The organism is Janthinobacterium sp. GW460-12-1-14-LB5 (assembly GCF_059423585.1).
In genome coordinates, this window is sequence record NZ_JBWKYD010000041.1 from 5,576 (window position 1) to 22,307 (window position 16,732).

Annotated in this window: 16 protein-coding genes and 2 tRNA genes; 7 read left to right on the forward strand and 11 right to left on the reverse strand. The window is 63.9% G+C overall.

Annotation, left to right across the window (positions count from 1 at the left end; translation table 11 throughout):
• Position 1: 1 nt before the first annotated feature.
• The 5 genes from AC07X6_RS27405 to AC07X6_RS27425 all read right to left on the reverse strand — a co-directional run bounded on the left by AC07X6_RS27405 (position 2) and on the right by AC07X6_RS27425 (position 4,343).
• Positions 2–78: transfer RNA gene (locus AC07X6_RS27405), tRNA-Met, on the reverse strand.
• Positions 79–137: 59 nt separating this feature from the next.
• Positions 138–214 (reverse strand) — tRNA-Met (locus AC07X6_RS27410).
• A 91-nt stretch (positions 215–305) separates the two neighbouring features.
• The gene (gene miaA, locus AC07X6_RS27415; protein ID WP_494793055.1) at positions 306–1,253 is read right to left on the reverse strand and encodes a tRNA (adenosine(37)-N6)-dimethylallyltransferase MiaA; all 948 of its coding nucleotides are present in this window, start codon (positions 1,251–1,253) and stop codon (positions 306–308) included.
• Between the two features lie 126 nt (positions 1,254–1,379).
• Complete coding sequence (gene mutL / locus AC07X6_RS27420; protein ID WP_494793056.1) at positions 1,380–3,287, reverse strand: DNA mismatch repair endonuclease MutL; 1,908 nt, start codon at positions 3,285–3,287, stop codon at positions 1,380–1,382.
• A gap of 117 nt (positions 3,288–3,404) precedes the next feature.
• Positions 3,405–4,343 carry a peptidylprolyl isomerase gene (locus AC07X6_RS27425; protein ID WP_494793057.1) on the reverse strand — a complete coding sequence of 313 codons (939 nt, stop codon included), beginning with the start codon at positions 4,341–4,343 and terminating at the stop codon, positions 3,405–3,407.
• A gap of 248 nt (positions 4,344–4,591) precedes the next feature.
• On the opposite strand from AC07X6_RS27425, the gene AC07X6_RS27430 reads away from it, so the two are divergent.
• Positions 4,592–5,242, forward strand: a complete 651-nt coding sequence (locus tag AC07X6_RS27430) for a VTT domain-containing protein (RefSeq protein WP_071075583.1) — start codon at positions 4,592–4,594, stop codon at positions 5,240–5,242.
• 208 nt (positions 5,243–5,450) lie between these two features.
• Positions 5,451–6,431, forward strand: a complete 981-nt coding sequence (locus tag AC07X6_RS27435) for a carbonic anhydrase (RefSeq protein WP_494793058.1) — start codon at positions 5,451–5,453, stop codon at positions 6,429–6,431.
• Here AC07X6_RS27435 and AC07X6_RS27440 read toward each other — a convergent pair.
• From AC07X6_RS27440 to tsaE, 3 genes are read right to left on the reverse strand one after another with little or no spacing between them, the layout of a single operon-like run.
• Positions 6,428–7,264 (reverse strand): D-hexose-6-phosphate mutarotase, encoded by an 837-nt coding sequence (locus AC07X6_RS27440; RefSeq protein ID WP_230539962.1) that lies wholly within the window; start codon positions 7,262–7,264, stop codon positions 6,428–6,430. The two genes, AC07X6_RS27435 and AC07X6_RS27440, sit on opposite strands and share 4 nt — an antisense overlap.
• A 14-nt stretch (positions 7,265–7,278) precedes the next feature.
• Positions 7,279–8,679 carry an N-acetylmuramoyl-L-alanine amidase gene (locus tag AC07X6_RS27445; RefSeq protein ID WP_230539961.1) on the reverse strand — a complete coding sequence of 467 codons (1,401 nt, stop codon included), beginning with the start codon at positions 8,677–8,679 and terminating at the stop codon, positions 7,279–7,281.
• Positions 8,643–9,131, reverse strand: coding sequence for a tRNA (adenosine(37)-N6)-threonylcarbamoyltransferase complex ATPase subunit type 1 TsaE (gene tsaE / locus AC07X6_RS27450; RefSeq protein ID WP_474292758.1), 489 nt, complete (start codon positions 9,129–9,131; stop codon positions 8,643–8,645). Before tsaE ends, AC07X6_RS27445 begins: the two co-directional genes overlap by 37 nt.
• Before the next feature lie 78 nt (positions 9,132–9,209).
• On the opposite strand from tsaE, the gene queG reads away from it, so the two are divergent.
• Positions 9,210–10,301 carry a tRNA epoxyqueuosine(34) reductase QueG gene (gene queG, locus AC07X6_RS27455; RefSeq protein ID WP_494793059.1) on the forward strand — a complete coding sequence of 364 codons (1,092 nt, stop codon included), beginning with the start codon at positions 9,210–9,212 and terminating at the stop codon, positions 10,299–10,301.
• Positions 10,302–10,313: 12 nt separating this feature from the next.
• On the opposite strand, the gene AC07X6_RS27460 is transcribed toward queG, so the two are convergent.
• On the reverse strand, positions 10,314–10,658 hold the full coding sequence (locus AC07X6_RS27460) for a DUF3052 family protein (RefSeq protein WP_494793060.1): 345 nt from the start codon (positions 10,656–10,658) through the stop codon (positions 10,314–10,316).
• A gap of 242 nt (positions 10,659–10,900) precedes the next feature.
• Here AC07X6_RS27460 and AC07X6_RS27465 point away from each other — a divergent pair, with 242 nt between their 5' ends.
• From AC07X6_RS27465 to AC07X6_RS27475, 3 genes are all read left to right on the forward strand, one after another.
• Complete coding sequence (locus AC07X6_RS27465) at positions 10,901–11,452, forward strand: PadR family transcriptional regulator (protein WP_436544075.1); 552 nt, start codon at positions 10,901–10,903, stop codon at positions 11,450–11,452.
• 23 nt (positions 11,453–11,475) lie between these two features.
• The gene (locus AC07X6_RS27470; RefSeq protein WP_494793061.1) at positions 11,476–12,303 is read left to right on the forward strand and encodes a siderophore-interacting protein; all 828 of its coding nucleotides are present in this window, start codon (positions 11,476–11,478) and stop codon (positions 12,301–12,303) included.
• A gap of 101 nt (positions 12,304–12,404) precedes the next feature.
• Positions 12,405–12,911: a hypothetical protein gene (locus AC07X6_RS27475; RefSeq protein WP_494793062.1), complete on the forward strand. Its 507-nt coding sequence runs from the start codon at positions 12,405–12,407 to the stop codon at positions 12,909–12,911.
• Positions 12,912–12,926: 15 nt separating this feature from the next.
• Here the strand turns inward: AC07X6_RS27475 and AC07X6_RS27480 are convergent, their stop codons facing one another.
• Together AC07X6_RS27480 and AC07X6_RS27485 are read right to left on the reverse strand one after the other, a co-directional pair.
• Entirely contained in the window at positions 12,927–13,511 is a 585-nt protein-coding gene (locus AC07X6_RS27480) for a response regulator transcription factor (RefSeq protein WP_230539955.1), read from the reverse strand.
• A 23-nt stretch (positions 13,512–13,534) separates the two neighbouring features.
• On the reverse strand, positions 13,535–15,559 hold the full coding sequence (locus tag AC07X6_RS27485; RefSeq protein ID WP_494793063.1) for a PAS domain-containing sensor histidine kinase: 2,025 nt from the start codon (positions 15,557–15,559) through the stop codon (positions 13,535–13,537).
• A gap of 145 nt (positions 15,560–15,704) precedes the next feature.
• Here AC07X6_RS27485 and AC07X6_RS27490 point away from each other — a divergent pair, with 145 nt between their 5' ends.
• Positions 15,705–16,697 carry a TRAP transporter substrate-binding protein gene (locus tag AC07X6_RS27490; RefSeq protein WP_230539988.1) on the forward strand — a complete coding sequence of 331 codons (993 nt, stop codon included), beginning with the start codon at positions 15,705–15,707 and terminating at the stop codon, positions 16,695–16,697.
• The last annotated feature ends 35 nt before the right edge of the window (positions 16,698–16,732 follow it).

The window sequence follows — 16,732 nt, forward strand, 5'->3', positions numbered from 1 at the left end:
TTGGTGGTGATAGGTGGACTTGAACCACCGACCCCAGCATTATGAATGCTGTGCTCTAACCAACTGAGCTATATCACCAAACAGACCGGTCAGACCGGATGCTGGTTGTGATCAGGGGAAACCTGATCGATGTTCTTTGGTGGTGATAGGTGGACTTGAACCACCGACCCCAGCATTATGAATGCTGTGCTCTAACCAACTGAGCTATATCACCCAACAGCCGAGCATTATCCAGTCTTCCCATTTCCTTGTCAATGCCGGCGCAAAAAAATGTGTGGATTTTTCGTGGTGGATTGTTGTCGTGACTATTTCAGCAACGCTTGGATCTGCGTCAGCATGGCCGCGGCCGGCTCACGTCCCAGGCAATCGATGACGATGCGCTCCGGCATTGAGCGTAGCCAGGTGAGCTGCCGTTTGGCCAGCTGGCGCGTGGCGATGATGCCCGTCTCGCGCAGGGCGGCGCGGTCGATGCGGCCATCGAGGTATTCCCAGGCTTGGCGGTAGCCGACGCAGCGCATCGATGGCAGACCCGGGTGCAGGTCGCCGCGCCGGCGCAGCTGCTCCACTTCATCAAGCAGGGCGTCGTTTTTCAGCATGAGGTCGAAGCGCGTGGCGATGCGCGCATGCAGCACGGCGCGGTCGGACGGCTCCAGCGCGAACGATTGCAATTGAAATGGCAGCACGGTCTTTTCGCGCCGGTCCAGCAGGGCCGACATGGGCTGGCCGGACAAGGCGATGATTTCCAGCGCGCGGCCGATGCGCTGCGCGTCCTGCGGCGCCAGGCGCGCCGCCGTGACCGGGTCTTGCTCGGCCAGGCGCGCATGCATGGCGGGCCAGCCGATGGCGGCCGCATCCTCTTCCAGTTGGGCGCGCAGGGCAGGATCGGCGCCGGGCAAGTCGTCGAGGCCATCGGCCAGACCCTTGAAGTACAGCATGGTGCCGCCGACGAGCAGCGGCAGCTTGCCGCGCGCCGAGATCTCCGCCACCAGGCGCAGGGTATCGTTGCGGAACTGCGCCACGGAATAGGCGTCGAGCGGGTCGATGATATCGATCAAATGATGCGGAACCTGGGCCAGCTCCTCTTGCGAGGGCTTGGCCGTGCCGATATCCATGCCCCGGTAAACGAGGGCGGAATCGACGGAAATGATCTCGGACGGGATGGCTTGCGCGATGGCCAGCGCACTGGCCGTCTTGCCGCTGGCAGTGGGGCCCATGATGGCGACGGCCAGGGGGAGGTGTGGGGTGTTTTGCATGTTGGTTTTGTATGATGTGGTGCAAAAGAGACTGGCAAAACGTTCAGGGCAAGGCGCATTGCCGAAGACAGTACGGCTAGTACGGCGAGGCAGTGCAACGCCGCCATGGACGTTTTTCAGGCTCTTTTACTGGCCGCGCAGGAACAGCTTGTCCAGCGCATTGATCTCGACCTGCACCCACGTGGGCCGGCCATGGTTGCACTGGTCGGCGCGTTCCGTGCTCTCCATCTGGCGCAGCAGGGCGTTCATTTCCTGCGCTGATAAAATCCGGTTGGCACGCACGGCCGTGTGGCAGGCGAGGGTGCCCAGCAATTCGTTCTGGCGCTCGATCAGCACGCGCGAGCCGCCGTATTCGCGCACGTCGCGCAGCACGTCGCGTGCCAGCGTTTGCGCGTCGGCGTTCTTCAGCAGGGTCGGCACGGAGCGCACGGCCAGCGTGGTGGGTGACAGGGCGGCGATGTCGAAGCCCAGCGCTTTCAAGGTGTCCTGGTTTTCATTCGCCGTCGACACTTCGATGGCGTCCGCATAAAACGTCACGGGAATCAGCAAGGATTGCACCTGCATGTCCTGGCCCGACACCTGCGCCTGCAGCGCGTTTTTCAGCTGTTCGTACAGGATGCGCTCGTGCGCCGCGTGCATGTCGACCAGCACCAGGCCCTTGGTATTCTGCGCCAGGATGTAGATGCCGTGCAGCTGGGCCAGGGCAAAGCCCAGCGGATATTCTTCGCGCGCCATCGCTTCGGGCGAGGCGATGTACGGCTCCACCTGCGTGATCGGCGAGGATGCGCTGCCGCCGCCGAACAGGGCGCCGTAGGCCGCCGTGTCTTGCCCCACGCCTGGCGCGTCGGCAAAGAAGGGGCGGGCCGCGCCGGGCGAGGCCGGTGCAAAGGTATTCGTGAATTGCGCGCCGAACGAGGTTTGCGTCTGCTCGCGGCGCCAGATGCCGGGGCCGCCGGGAGCCGCACCCACGTCGCCGCCGCCCAGGGTGGAGGCGGCCGGCAGCGGTGCCGGTACGCTGCCGAAGGCCGTGGCCGACGTTTGCGCCAGCGCGCGCTGCACCGCGTGGAAGACGAACTGGTGCACGGAACGGCTGTCGCGGAAGCGCACTTCGATCTTCGACGGGTGCACGTTGACGTCGACCAGGGCCGGATCGAGGTCGAGCGCCAGCACGTACGATGGAAAACGGTCGCCATGCAGCACGTCTTGATACGCCATGCGCACGGCGTGCACCAGCAGCTTGTCGCGCACGAAGCGCCCGTTGACATAAAAGAACTGGCCGTCGGCACGCGCCTTCGATGCCGTCGGCAAGCCGGCAAAGCCGTGAATGCGCAGGCTGCCGGCCGACTCGTCCAGCGCCAGGCGCGCCTCGGCGAAGTCGTTGCCCAGGATGTGGGCGCTGCGCTTGGCCAGTTCGCTGATATTCCACTGGTCGATGGTGCGGCCATTGTGCGACAGCGAGAACGACACGTCGGGCCGCGCCAGCGCGATGCGGCGCACGACTTCGGCGCAGTGGCCATACTCCGTCTGTTCGGATTTGAGGAATTTGCGCCGCGCGGGCGTGTTGAAATACAGGTCCTGCACGTCGACCGTGGTGCCGTGCGCGCCCGACGACGGCGACACGCTGCCGTTGTGCGAGCCGACGATTTCCCAGGCGTGCGCCGCGTCCGCCGTGCGCGAGGTCACGGTGACGGCGGCGACCGAGGCGATCGAGGCCAGCGCCTCGCCCCGGAATCCCAGGGTGCCCACGTTTTCCAGGTCGTGCAGCGATGCGATCTTCGAGGTGGCGTGGCGCGCCAAGGCCAGCGGTAATTGATCTTTATCAATGCCGCGCCCGTTGTCGGTAATCGCAATGCGTTTCACGCCCCCTTCTTCCAGCCGCACCGTGATCTGCGTGGCGCCCGAGTCGAGCGCGTTTTCCAGCAATTCCTTGACCACGGCCGATGGCCGCTCGACTACCTCGCCGGCGGCGATTTGCGAAATCAACTGGTCAGGCAGGGCCTGGATCGGGCGGTGGGGCGTGATGGGAGCGTTCATCCCCTGATTATAGCGGGTTCGCAAGGGGGGGCACTGCTGTGCTGATGCATTAAACCCAAAACGAAGACTGGGGTCGTACCCTCAAGGTACGACCCCGGAATTTGCCCTTCGGGGCGTTTACTTCCCCGCCTCCCGCACCGGTATCGGTGCATTGCACAGGTCGACGTGGCCGGCCGTGACCTTGCTCCACGGGCCGCCGCGGTGGCGCTGGGCTTCCAGTACGGCCTGGTAGGCGGCGCTGTCGGTGCGCATCACTTCCAGGTTGCTGCGCTGTGCCAAAGGCACGCTGGCGGCCAGGCGGATGGACTTGATCGGCACGTTTTTCTCGGGGCTGTCATAAAAGCCCATGGGGCCGGCGCCGCGCGGCAGTGTCGACAACAGCGGCATGCCGGAGACGACTCGGCCGACGACCGTGATGTCGCGGTCCAGGTGGCGCGGCGACTGGCCGATGACGGCGTATAGCTCCGTGCCGCCGCCGCTGTCGCTGGCGCTGTCGCGGCCCACGCCCACGGTGGCATAGCAATGCGTGAGCCAGGCCGTGCCGGTTTTCGGATCGCGCGCGGACGGGAAACCGTTCGAATGGCCGACCTGCGGCGCATAGCCATCGACGTCCGGCAGGCGCGTGAAGCTCTTGATGTTTGTCAAAGGTACTGTGAATTCGCCGGGCAGGGTGCGCCGGGCGTGCTGGATCGGTTTGGGATTTTTCTCGTTCGGATCGCCCCACTGCGCCACCCAGTTGTCCTGCGCGCGCGTGATGGCCAGGCCGTCGTAATACTGTTCGCCCACCAGGGCCTTGATATTGGCCACATGTTTCGGCGCGAAGTCCGGCGCCAGTTCGATCACCACGCGGCCGGCGGGAATGTCCATGTACAAGGTGTTGTCCGGGTCCAGCGCACGCCAGTCGGATGGCTTAGAGGCCTTGATCACGTCGGCCAAGGTCGCCTTGGCGGGCAGCTCGGCGGGTGCCTTGATCTGGACGGGCGCCGCATGGGCGGACAGTTGGGCGAGGCCCAGTACGGTGGCCATGGTCAGGCCGCTCAATGGGTGTCGATACATGTTTTCTCCTGGTGGGCGCGGGTTGCGCCGTGCAGAAAGTGTATACCGGAATGGCAATATTTCGCTGTAAAAACATTGCAGATGGTAATCCCGGCAGTTGCCTGCCGAGACGGCGTTTCCTTAACCTTTACTTAAATTGCCACACGCGCAAGGGCGACGCATAATTAATCCTGAAATATCGGGCCGGGGACTGCCGTTGCGCTGGCCGGGTGGTGTATGATTCCGCCGCTACCTTTAGGGAAAAATATATGGATTTTGTGCAATTCCTCGACATGATCGTGCATGTCGACAAGACGCTGGGCCTCTTGATCGAGCAGTACGGTACCCTTGTGTATGCAGTGCTGTTTGCCATTATTTTTTGCGAGACAGGCCTCGTGGTACTGTTTTTCTTCCCTGGGGATACCTTGTTGTTTATCGCCGGCGCGTTTTGCGCGACGGGGCAAATGCACCTGGGCTTGCTGATCGCCTTGCTGGTGACGGCCGCCGTCACGGGCAACACGCTCAATTACTGGATAGGCGAGGCCATTGGGCAAAGGGTGTTTACCCACGATTACCGCTGGATCAACAAGGATGCCATGCGCCGCACGCATGAATTCTTTGAAAAGCACGGCGGCAAGACCATCATCCTGGCCCGTTTTGTGCCGGTGGTGCGCACTTTCGCCCCCTTCGTGGCCGGCATTTCCGACATGACGCATGCGCGCTTCCAGATGTACAACGTGACGGGCGCCCTGTTGTGGGTGGTCGGTCTGGTGACGGCGGGCTACTTCTTCGGCAATATCCCATGGATCCGCGACCACCTGACCTTGATCGTGCTGATCGGTGTCGGTGCCGCCGTCGTGCCGGTAGTACTGGGCGGCATGTGGAAACTCTACAAGCGCATGGTCGGCAAGTCGGCGTAAGGCCGCATGAATCCAGGGCAAGCGCGCTGCGGCTCAGTCCGCAGCCGGCCCCGGATCCCGTTTTTCTCCAGCTTGTTTCTGTTTTACTCCCGCGCTGATTCAAGTTTTGTTGCTTTCCAGCCGTAAACCAGAGGGTATTCTCACTTTCTGGATTTCCATGCGACATTTGAGCGCCCTGTTAGCTTGCAGCCTTGCCGCGATGGCGGCCATGGCAAGCGCCAAAGATGCCCCCGCCTCGGCGAGCGCCGCCGCATCCGCGCCCATGTCGGCGTCGGCGCGCGCGGCCGCCATGAAAACCCTGACGGAATCGGTCAAGGGCAAGGAGGCCAAGGCGCCTGTCGTCGTCGCGCCCACGGCGCGCGAGAAGGAAGAAGCGGCCGAAGTCGACCTGTCCGAACGCATCGCGGCGCGCCTGGCGGAAATGCGCGCCACGCAGGCGGCCCGCGCCGCTGCCCGCGCCAAGCGCGCCGCCGTGGTGAAGGCTACGCCGCCGCCACCACCGCCCGTGCCGCGTGGCACGCACTGGTCGTACGAGGGGGAAAGTGGCCCCGCCAACTGGAGCAAGATCAATGTCGACTGGGCCAAATGCGGCAATGGCAGCCGCCAGTCGCCGATCGACATCCGCGACGGCATGAAGGTGGAGCTTGAGCAGATCAGCTTTGACTACCACCCCTCGTCGTTCAGCGTGGTCGACAATGGCCACACGGTGCAGGTGGGCGTGAGCGGCGGCAATTACATCACGGTGCAGAACCGCATGTTCGAGCTGCAGCAATTCCATTTTCACCGCCCGTCCGAAGAGCGCATCAATGGCAAGGCGTTCGAGATGGTGGTGCACCTGGTGCACCGCGACGCGGAAGGCCGGCTGGCCGTGCTGGCCCTGCTGCTGGAGCGGGGCGCGCCGCAAGCGACCATCCAGACCGTGTGGAACAACCTGCCGCTGGAAAAATTCGAGACCATGCAGCCGACCATTTTGCTCGATCCGGCCGAGATGCTGCCGGCGCGGCGCGACTACTACACGTATATGGGATCGCTGACTTCGCCGCCGTGCAGCGAGGGCGTGCTGTGGCTGGTGATGAAGCAGCCGGTGCAGGCATCGCCGGCGCAGATGGCGCTGTTCAGCCGTTTGTATCCCTTGAATGCGCGCCCGGTGCAACCCGGTAATGGACGCATCATCAAGGAATCGAATTAAACGAATTCAAGGCGCTGGCGGCCGCTCCATGCGGCGCCGGCGGCCAGCGTATCGGGCTGGATCAGGGCAGGTTCGATGCAGATGAAATGCTGGTATTCGTCGTCGGCCAGGTCGGGCAGGGCGGCAGCGTCTTGCGCGCCCGGGTTCCATACGACGGCGTCCGTAAAGCCCTGCTGCTCCAGGCGCAGGGTGGCGGTGCCCGCCTGCAGGGTCAGGGCGCCCGGCAGCTGGTAGTAGATGCGGTCCAGCTTGTCCGAAAATTGCAGCTCCTCTTCCGCCTGCAAGGCATCTTGCGGCGTCTCGTCGGAATAGCGCACGCGCTGCAGGCCTTTGACGCGCGCCTCGCTCAACTGATCGATCGCAAAATAGCTGTGCAGGGCGGCCGAGAACGGAAATGCCTGTTCGCCCGTGTTGTGCACGGACAGGTGCAGCTCCAGCGACTGCGCCTTGACGGCCACGCGCAGGCGCAACGTGAACGCGTAGGGCCAGCTTGCGGCGATCGCTTCCGGCAAGTCAGCCGCGGTCAGGGCAAATTGCGCCCATGCGGCGCCATCGTTGTTGCCGCTCGATTCCAGCTGCCACGTCGACACGCGCGCAAAGCCGTGGCGCATGCCCGTGCCGCGCGCGCCGAACTGGGGGAAGATCACGGGTACGCCGCCCCGGATGGCGCGGCTGCCGTCGAGGGCGGAATCGCGGCTGCAGAACAGGCGCTCCTGGCCATCGCTGGTTTGCCACGAGACCAGGTGGCCGCCGTACAGTGTGACGGTCGCCTGCGCGCCGTCGGCGGCATGGATGGTCACGGCCGGCAGCTGGCCAAAGGTGCTGTTGCTCATGCTAGGCTTTCATGTCAGGTCAAACGGCTTTTCGCCAGCGGCGGATTCTTCGCAAAGTAATTCTTGATGCCCGTGACGATGGCGTCGGCCATCTGGTCCTGGTAGCCGTTGTCGGTCAGCTTGGCTTCTTCTTCCGGATTCGAGATGAAGGCCGTTTCGATCAGGATGGAAGGGATGTCGGGCGCTTTCAGCACGGCGAAGCCGGCCTGCTCGACGGAACCCTTGTGCAGGCGGTTGATGCCGCCGATTTCGCGCAGCACGGCCTTGCCCAGCTTCATGCTGTCATTGATCTGCGCCGTCGTCGACAGGTCGAGCAGCACGCTGGCCAGCTGCTTGTCGTGGTTCTTCACGTTCACGCCGCCGATCAGGTCGGCCTGGTTTTCCTTGTTGGCCAGCCAGCGCGCGGCCGTCGAGGTGGCGCCCTTTTCGGACAGCACGAAGACGGACGAGCCGCGCGCCGTCGGCTGGATGAAGGCGTCGGCGTGGATCGAGACGAACAGGTCGGCCTGCACTTTGCGCGCCTTTTCCACGCGCATGCCCAGCGGGACGAAGAAATCGGCGTCGCGCGTGAGCATGACGCGCATGTTCGGTTGCAGTTCCAGCTTGGTCTTGAGGCGCTTGGCGATGGCCAGCACCACGTCTTTTTCGCGGCTGCCCCGGCTGCCCATGGCGCCCGGGTCTTCGCCGCCGTGGCCGGGATCGAGCGCGATGGTAATCATGCGCACCACTTTCTGGCCCGGCAGGGGCCGCGCTTCCGGGCGCTGTTCCGGGCGGATATCGGGCACGGGCGGCATGATGGGCGCTACCGGCGGCGCCACGGCGGCCACGGGCGGCTTGCCGCTGTCGGGCAGGGGCAGCGCGGGCGGCGGCGTATGCGTGCCGGCCATGGGCGGCTTGGCCGGGTCGCTCGACCAGTCGCCTTTTTCGATCATTTGCGCGATCAGGTCCGGCTCGCGCACGGGATACAGGTCGAAGATCAAACGGTGATTGTAGGAGCCGGCCGGCGGCAGGGTAAACAGCTGCGGCGTGACTTCCTCTTTCAGGTCGAAGACCAGGCGCACGACGTTTGGCCGGTTCTGGCCCACGCGCACCTGCTTGATGTAAGGGTCGTTCGACTGGATCTTTGCCACCAGGCCCTTCAAGGTGGGATTGAGTTCCAGCCCTTCGATGTCGACCACCAGCCGTTCCGGGTCCTTGACGATGAAGTGGGTCGCCTTGAGGATGCTGTCGTTTTCCAGGGTGACGCGCGTGTAGTCCTCGGCCGGCCAGACGCGCACGGCGAGGATTTGCGCCGCCATCGCCGACATGGGCGCGAACACGGACAACAGCAGGGTGCCGCCGGCCTTGAGTACCGTGCGCCGGGTGATGGGCGAGGAGATCAAAGGTTCGGGGCGAATTTGAGACGGTGAAGGCATGACAGACCCAATTCAGAAGACGCTTGCAATTCTACATCACGTCCTGTACCCGCAACGCTCAAATAAACATTCAGGTCGGCCGGCGGCAGCACCGGTTCGGCTTTCTCGGGCCATTCGACGATACAGATATTGCGGCCGTCGAAGTCTTCGCGAAAGCCCGCGTCGAGAAATTCCTCGGCGCTGCCCATGCGGTACAGGTCGAAGTGGATGACGTTGACGCTCTGGCCGTCGACTTGCACCGTGTACGGTTCGGACAAGGTGTAGGTGGGGCTTTTGACGTGGCCCGCATGGCCGGCCGCGTGCAGCAGGGCGCGCGTGAGGGCCGTCTTGCCGGCGCCCAGGTCGCCGTGCAGGTAGATCGCCAGGCCCGGCGCCAGCGCGCGCGCCAGCGCGGCACCCAGCGCGGCGGTGCCGGCTTCGTCGTGGAGGTGGGCTTTGAAGTGTTCGGTCATTATCTTCCGTATCGCATAAAATGGAGGCTGCTGTCATTGTAACCGCCCGCGCGCCTGCCGTTTTCCGTAAAGTCCCCTATGTCCGCCACCACCACCGATCTCGCCGTCCTGGCGCGCACCATCAAGGAATGGGGGCGCGAGCTGGGTTTTGCCGAGGTGCGCATCGCCGACGTGGATCTGTCGCACATGGAAGCGCCCTTGCAGGCGTGGCTCGATGCAGGGTATCACGGCGAAATGGATTACATGGCCAGCCACGGCATGAAGCGCGCGCGCCCGGCCGAACTGGTGCCGGGCACGGTGCGCGCCATCAGCGCGCGCATGAATTACCTGCCGCCGGCGCTGGGGCCCGACTGGCGCGCGCACGAGGCGGCGCGCGACGCCGATCCTGCGGCGGCCGTTATCTCCGTGTATGCGCGGGGTCGCGACTATCACAAGGTGATGCGCTCGCGCCTGCAGCAGCTGGCCGAGCGCATCAAGGGCGAGATCGGCGACTTCGGCTACCGCGTCTTCAGCGACTCGGCGCCCGTGATGGAAGTCGAGCTGGCGCAAAAGGGCGGCTTGGGCTGGCGCGGCAAGCACACCTTGCTGATCAACCGCCAGGGCGGTTCCTTCTTTTTCCTCGGCGAGATCCTCATCGACGTGCCGCTGCCCGTCGATCCGCCGGAGACCCCGCGCTGCGGCCAGTGCTCGGCGTGCATCACGGTGTGCCCGACGCAAGCCATCCTGGGGCCGTACCAGCTCGACGCGCGGCGCTGCATCTCCTACCTGACGATCGAGCTGAAAGGCGCCATTCCTGTCGAAATGCGCTCCTTGATCGGCAACAAGGTGTACGGCTGCGACGATTGCCAGACCGTCTGCCCATGGAACAAGTTCGCCCAGCGCGCCGTCGTGCCCGACTTCGACGAGCGCCACAGCCTGGGCAGCGCCGGCATGGTGGAGCTGTTCGCCTGGACGGAAGAGGAATTCAACCGCCGCATGGAAGGCAGCGCGATCCGCCGCATCGGCCACGAACGCTGGCTGCGCAACCTGGCCGTCGGCATGGGCAACGCGGCCACCAAGGCCCGTGGTCAGCCCGACATCGTCGCGGCCCTGCTGTCGCGCCGCGCGCACCCGTCGGCCATCGTGCGCGAGCACGTCGAATGGGCGCTGGCCTTGCACGGCATCGCTTGACCTTCGTTTAAATTAAACCTGCTTCAGGCGCAGCGCCGACCAGGCGACGTCGATGGCGACCATCGCCACGCTGTCGAGTCCCACGGATTGCGCAAAGTCGCGGATATCGTCGCGGTGGATATCGCTGCCCGCTTTTATGCCGCCCTTGCGGTACGCCACCCAGACCGCGCCGCCGGGCGCCAGGCGCGCCCGCGCCGCCGGCAGAAACTGCTCCAGTTCCGCGCGGCTGCGTGCGAACAGCAGTATCCAGTCGGCGCGCTCTCCCTCACTAGCTCGCCGCTCGGCAGGCAACTGCGCCAGTAATTCCCCGTGTTCGCCGCCGTCATTGAGCACGGCCAGGACCTTGGCATTTTTCACATACATTTTTTCTGGGACAGTTTTTTCAGGCATGGCATCGGCATGTCGATTGGGAAAGGACGAGCATAACAAATTTCTGCTTGACTTATCGATATATCGTTATAAAATGTCGATACCTACTAACGATATATCTTTAAAGAGAAAACATGAGAAACTCACACCACGCAGAACACGGCCATTGCGGCCAGCATCACCACCACCATCACGGCGGGCATCGCCACGAAGACCGTCACGAATACTTCATGCACGGCCGCGGCCCGCGCGGCTTCGACGAGCGCGGCGACGGCATGGGCCATGGCGGCCCCGGTGGCCGGGGCGGGCGCGGCGAACGGGCCGAGCGCGTCTTCGGCCGCGGCGATCTGCCGCTGATCGTGCTGGCGCTGATCGAAATCAGCCCCCGCCACGGCTATGAAATCATCAAGGCCATCGAAGAGCGTTGCGGCGGCGCCTACGCCCCCAGCCCCGGGGCCGTGTATCCGACATTGACCTTGCTGGAAGAGCAGGACCATGTGACGTCCTCCGAAAGCGCCAGCGGCAAGAAGCTTTACACGATCACGGACCTGGGCCGTGCGTATCTCGACGAGAACCGCGCCCAGGTGGACGGCATCCTGGCCCGCCTCGACATGTTTGCCCGCGTCCAGGCGCGCAATGCCTTGCCCGAGCGCGTGCGCCAGGCCATGCACACCCTCAAGCATGCGCTGTTGCTGAACAAGACCAGCTGGAGCGAGGCGGAAGCCGAGCGTGTCTCCGCCGTGCTGGAACAGGCGGCGAACGCCATCGTCGACGGCCACTGAGCCCAATTTACAAGGACAAGCACATGACCACTGCACCACAAACAGCACCCCGCCCGCACGCCATCGAGCGCGTGCGCCACGATTTGAAACTGCGCGTGCTCACCGTCGTGCGCACCGAACAGCTGACGCCGCACATGCGCCGCATCACACTGGCAGGCGATGACCTGGACGGCTTTGTCTCGCCGGCGCACGACGACCACGTGAAACTGTTCTTCCCCGCCCCGGGCCAGGCCACGCCCGTGTTTCCCGTGCTGGGTAACGGCGCCAACCCGATCCAGTACGCGGAAGGGCCGCGCCCCATCGCCCGCAACTACACGCCGCGCCGCTATGACGCCGCGCGGCGCGAGCTGGACATCGACTTCGTGCTGCATGGCGACGGGCCTGCATCGCTGTGGGCGGCGCAAGCGGCGCCCGGCCAGACCCTGGGCGTGGGCGGGCCACGCGGCTCCATGCTGGTGCCGCTCGACTTCGACTGGTATGTGCTGTTGGGCGACCAGACGGCCTTGCCGGCCATCGCCCGCCGCCTGGAGCAGCTGCCGGCCACTGCGCGGGCCATCGCCGTGATCGAGATCGTCGAAGACGGCGAGCAGATCGCGCTCGAGTGCGCGGCTCAGTTGGATGTGCGTTGGGTGGCGCGCAATGGCCGCAAGGGACCGCTGCTGCTGGAAGCGTTGGCGCAAGTCGCCTTGCCGCAGGATGGCGACGGCTACGTGTGGGTGGCGTGCGAGCATGCGCAGGTACAGGGCTTGCGCGGGCATTTCATCGACGCCGGGGTGCCGAAGCAGCATCTGCACGTGGCCAGTTACTGGAAGCATGGGGCGGCGGAGCATCACGAGCATCACGACGAGTAATCATTATGAGTCGGTGGCCTGCCGCGTAAAAGATGATTGTCTGGTTTTTAACTTTCCAATTGCATATAATTATTTTTTATGGAAATAATATCTAGGAGGAAATGTTGAAATTACTGTCTTTGAGCGTGCTGGCTGCTGTGCTGATGGGATGCTCGACTCCGCGTCCGCCTGTTGTCATGCCAGAATTCCAGCAGGCGGAATATGACGCCTTGAGTAAAACCGGCAGCGGTGGCGTCAAAGGCCAGGCTTTCATGAAAACCAAAGGTGGGGAGTTCAAGAAAGCTGGTGGTGAAAAAGTCACTTTGCGTCCGAAGACGGAATATGCGCGCAAGCTGGCCATGCTGCCGGCATCGCTGTACAAACGCCAGGTCGTCGGCACCGTCAGTCCGAAGATCCGTGACTATGACCGCACCACCATGGCCGACAGCGATGGCAGGTTCGAATTCACGGACGTGCCCGATGGCATCTATTACGTCACCACCAACGTGAGCTGGTCCGTGTTTTATCCAGGCGCATTTACTCCCATTGAAAGCAAGCAGGGAGGCACGCTGACGACGGAAGTGATCGTCGCAGATGGCAAGGTGTCCAATGTCATGCTGACGCGTTAAGCGCCCGCGTCACGCTTACTTCAACAACCCCGCCAGCTCCACCGCCGTCTTGACCTGCATCTTGTCGAAGATATGCGCGCGGTGGACTTCCACGGTGCGCATGCTGATGCCCAGCTTGTCGGCCACCACCTTGTTCATCTTGCCCGCCAAAATCAGGTCCAGCACTTCGCGTTCGCGCGTCGACAGGGTGGCCAGGCGCGCGTGCACGGCGGCCAGTTCGCCGGCCTGGCGCGAGTTGGCCAGGCCCTGTTGCACGCGGTCCATCAGGTCGTTGTCGTTGAACGGCTTTTCAAAGAAGTCGAAGGCGCCCCGTTTCAGGCTGTCGACGGCCATCGGCACGTCGCCGTGGCCGGTGAGGAAAATCACGGGCAGGCGCGCCGTCAGGTCGCGCTTGACCAGCTGGTCGAACATGGCGATGCCGTTCATGTCGGGCATGCGCACGTCGAGCAGCACGCAGTCGCCGGCGGCGTCGAAGCCGCCGTCGAGGCTATCGAGGAATTGCTGGGCGCTGGCGTAGCTGCGCGCCTCGATGCTGCGCGAGGCGGCCAGCCAGGACAGGGAGTCGCGTACGACCTCTTCGTCGTCAATGATGTGTAGCATGGTGTCTCCGGCTTGTCGTTTCGTTATTCGTTATGCGTTATTGCTTGGTGCGGCGCGGCCGGCACGCTGAAGGTAAAGATGGTGCCGCCAGCGGGGTTGGCGCCGAAGGTCAGCGCGCCGCCGTGAAATTCGATGGCGGTGCGGCAGATGTTCAGGCCCATGCCCATGCCTTCGGACTTGGTCGAGAAAAACGGCGAAAACAGCCGCTCGGCCACGTCCACCGGGATGCCGTGGCCATGGTCGATCACGTCCACCGTCACCATGCCTTGCTGCGCGTCGTGGCTGGCCCGCAGGCGCATGATACGCCGTCCCGGCGCCGCGTCCTGCATCGCCTCGATGGCGTTGCGCGTCAGGTTCAGCAGCACCTGCTCGATCATCACGGGGTCGGCGCGCAGCAGCGGCAGGTCCGGCGGCAGCTCTTCCTGGATGGTGACATAGTATTTGCGCGCCTGCAGGTCGATCAGCGCGCGGATGCCGTCGATCAGGGTGCGGATGGCGATATCCTGGCGCTGCGGCTCGCTCTTGCGCACGAAATCGTGCACGCTGCGGATGATCTGGCCGGCCCGCTGCGCCTGCGCGCTGGCCTGTTCCAGCGCCGGCTTCAGGGTGGCCGGCTCGACGGGGGCGTCATGCTCGATGGCGCGGCGGATCAAATTCAAGGCCCCTGTCGTGTAGCTGGAAATGGCCGCCAGCGGCTGGTTCAGTTCATGCGCCAGCATCGACGCCAGCTCGCCCATGGTGGCCAGGCGCGAGCTCGTTTGCAGCTTTTCCTGCTGCTGGCGATTCAGTTCCTCGACGCGCTTGCGGTCCGAGATATCGAGCACGGAACCCATCCATCCCGTCTGCTGGCCGTTCTTGTCCACCAGCGGCGCCTCGAAGATCAGCACGGCCACGCGCGTGCCGTCCGGGCGCTGGAAATAGGTTTCGAACTGCGGCGTGGGATTGCCGGCCAGGGCCTTGACGAAGCGCTGCTGGTATTCCTCCAGCGCCTCCGGCACCCAGTAGGGCATGGGCGGCAAACGCCCGAGGATTTCCTCGGGCGGATAGCCGACGATCTGGCAAAACGCGGGATTCACGTAGGTGACTCTTCCTTCCAGGTCGCGCGCGCGCATGCCCGTCACCAGCGAGTTTTCCATCGCCGTGCGAAACAGCATCTGCTGGCGCAGCGCGCCCTCGGCCACCAGGCGGCGCGAGATGTGGCGCCACAGGGCCAGCAAGCTCCATAATAAACCCAGCGACAGGGCGATGACGGAGCCGACCAGCAGATTGGGCAGCAGCTTGGGCTGGCTTTTCACGCTGTCGGTAAACAGCGTGATGCTGGCGCCGGGCACGTCGAGGGCGCGCTTGTGCGTGTACACGCCGTGGCCGGGACCGGCGGCGGCGCGCCGCGCCAGCACCTTGTCGTCGCGGTCGATCAGCGAAATCTGGTTATCCTGCGCGAACCACCACGGTACCATTTCATCGAGCAGGCTGCTGATCTGATAGGTGGCCACCAGGCTGCCCACGTAGCGCTGGCCATCGAACAGGGGCTGGTGGTAGTCCATCAGCATGGCGCCCGGCGGCGCGTCGGGAAAGCCCGTCTGCTGCGAAGGCTGGGCGTACTGGCCCCGGTGCAGGCGGCGCGCATTGTCGGCCGCCGTCAGCGAGGCGGGAGAAAACGCCAGGGCGTGCGGCGGATTGCTGTCGCTGGTGGCCAGCACCTTGCCGCTCGTGTCGAGCCACAGCACGCGCTGCAGTTCGCGGCCATTGCGCAGCATCTGCTGCAGCCGTTCGTGCACTTTTTCCGACGACAGGGAGCCGCTGGCGATGTCCACGCCCAGGTTGAACAGGCTTTCCTCGTTGCGCGCCAGCTGGAAACGGATGGTTTGCTCGACCCACAGCGTGTCGGCGATCAATTGCTCCTGGCGCTCGTTGCTTTCCATCTGGCGCGCCTGCCAAGGCAGCCAGAACAGGACGGAGAGGAACAGCAGCAGCAGGATGACGGGCAGCAGCCAGCGCATCGGACTCGATAGCTTGAAGCGGCGCGCAAGGGTGGGGGGAGTCGGCATGGCTGGCAGGGTAGCGGCTTATCGGGAACCGGCTATTGTGGTTAACCACAATAGCCGAGGCAGTTTCTTTGGCACAATATTCAAATAGACAAATAATAAAGTTTTTCTAAAAACCACTCAGGAGACAAAAATGCAACTGCCACCAATGAAAACCCTGTTCGTCGCACTGTGCGCGGCCATCGGCGCCACCGCCGGCGTCCATGCCTATGCGCAAGCGCCCATCGTCATCAAGTTCAGCCACGTCGTGGCGACGGACACGCCGAAAGGCCAGGCCGCCGAACGCTTCAAGCAACTGGCCGAAAAAGCCACGAATGGCAAGGTCAAGGTCGAACTCTACCCGAACAGCCAGCTGTACAAGGACAAGGAAGAACTCGAAGCGCTGCAGCTGGGCGCCGTGCAGATGCTGGCGCCGTCGCTGGCCAAGTTCGGTCCGCTGGGCGTGAAGGAATTCGAAGCGTTCGATCTGCCCTACATCTTCCCTACCAAGACGGCGCTGTACAACGTCACCGAAGGCGAAATCGGCAAGAGCCTGCTGAAAAAGCTGGAACCCAAGGGTATCACGGGCCTGGCTTACTGGGACAATGGCTTCAAGGTGATGTCGGCCAACAAGCCGCTGCACACCCCGGCCGATTTCAAGGGCCTGAAAATGCGCATCCAGTCGTCGAAGGTGCTCGACGCGCAGATGCGCGCGCTGGGCGCCAACCCGCAGGTGCTGGCCTTCTCGGAAGTGTATCAGGCGCTGCAGACGGGCGTGGTCGACGGCACGGAAAACCCGCCATCGAATATGTACACGCAAAAGATGCATGAAGTGCAAAAGCACGTGACCGTGTCCAACCACGGCTACCTGGGCTATGCCGTCATCGTCAACAAGAAATTCTGGGATGGCTTGCCGCCCGATATCCGCGGCCAGCTGGAAAAAGCCATGCGCGAGGCGACCACGTTTGAGAAAGCCATCGCCCAGCGCGACAACGACCAGGCCCTCGACGCCATCAAGAAAGCGGGCAAGACGCAGATCTACACGCTGACGGTGCAGGAACAGGCCGAGTGGCGCAAGGCGCTGGCGCCCGTGCAGAAGGCCATGGAAGGGCGCATCGGCAAGGATCTGATCTCGGCCATCAACAAGGAAAGCGCGAAGTAAGCCGCGCTGGCCGCGCCACCGGGCGCGGCTTTCAG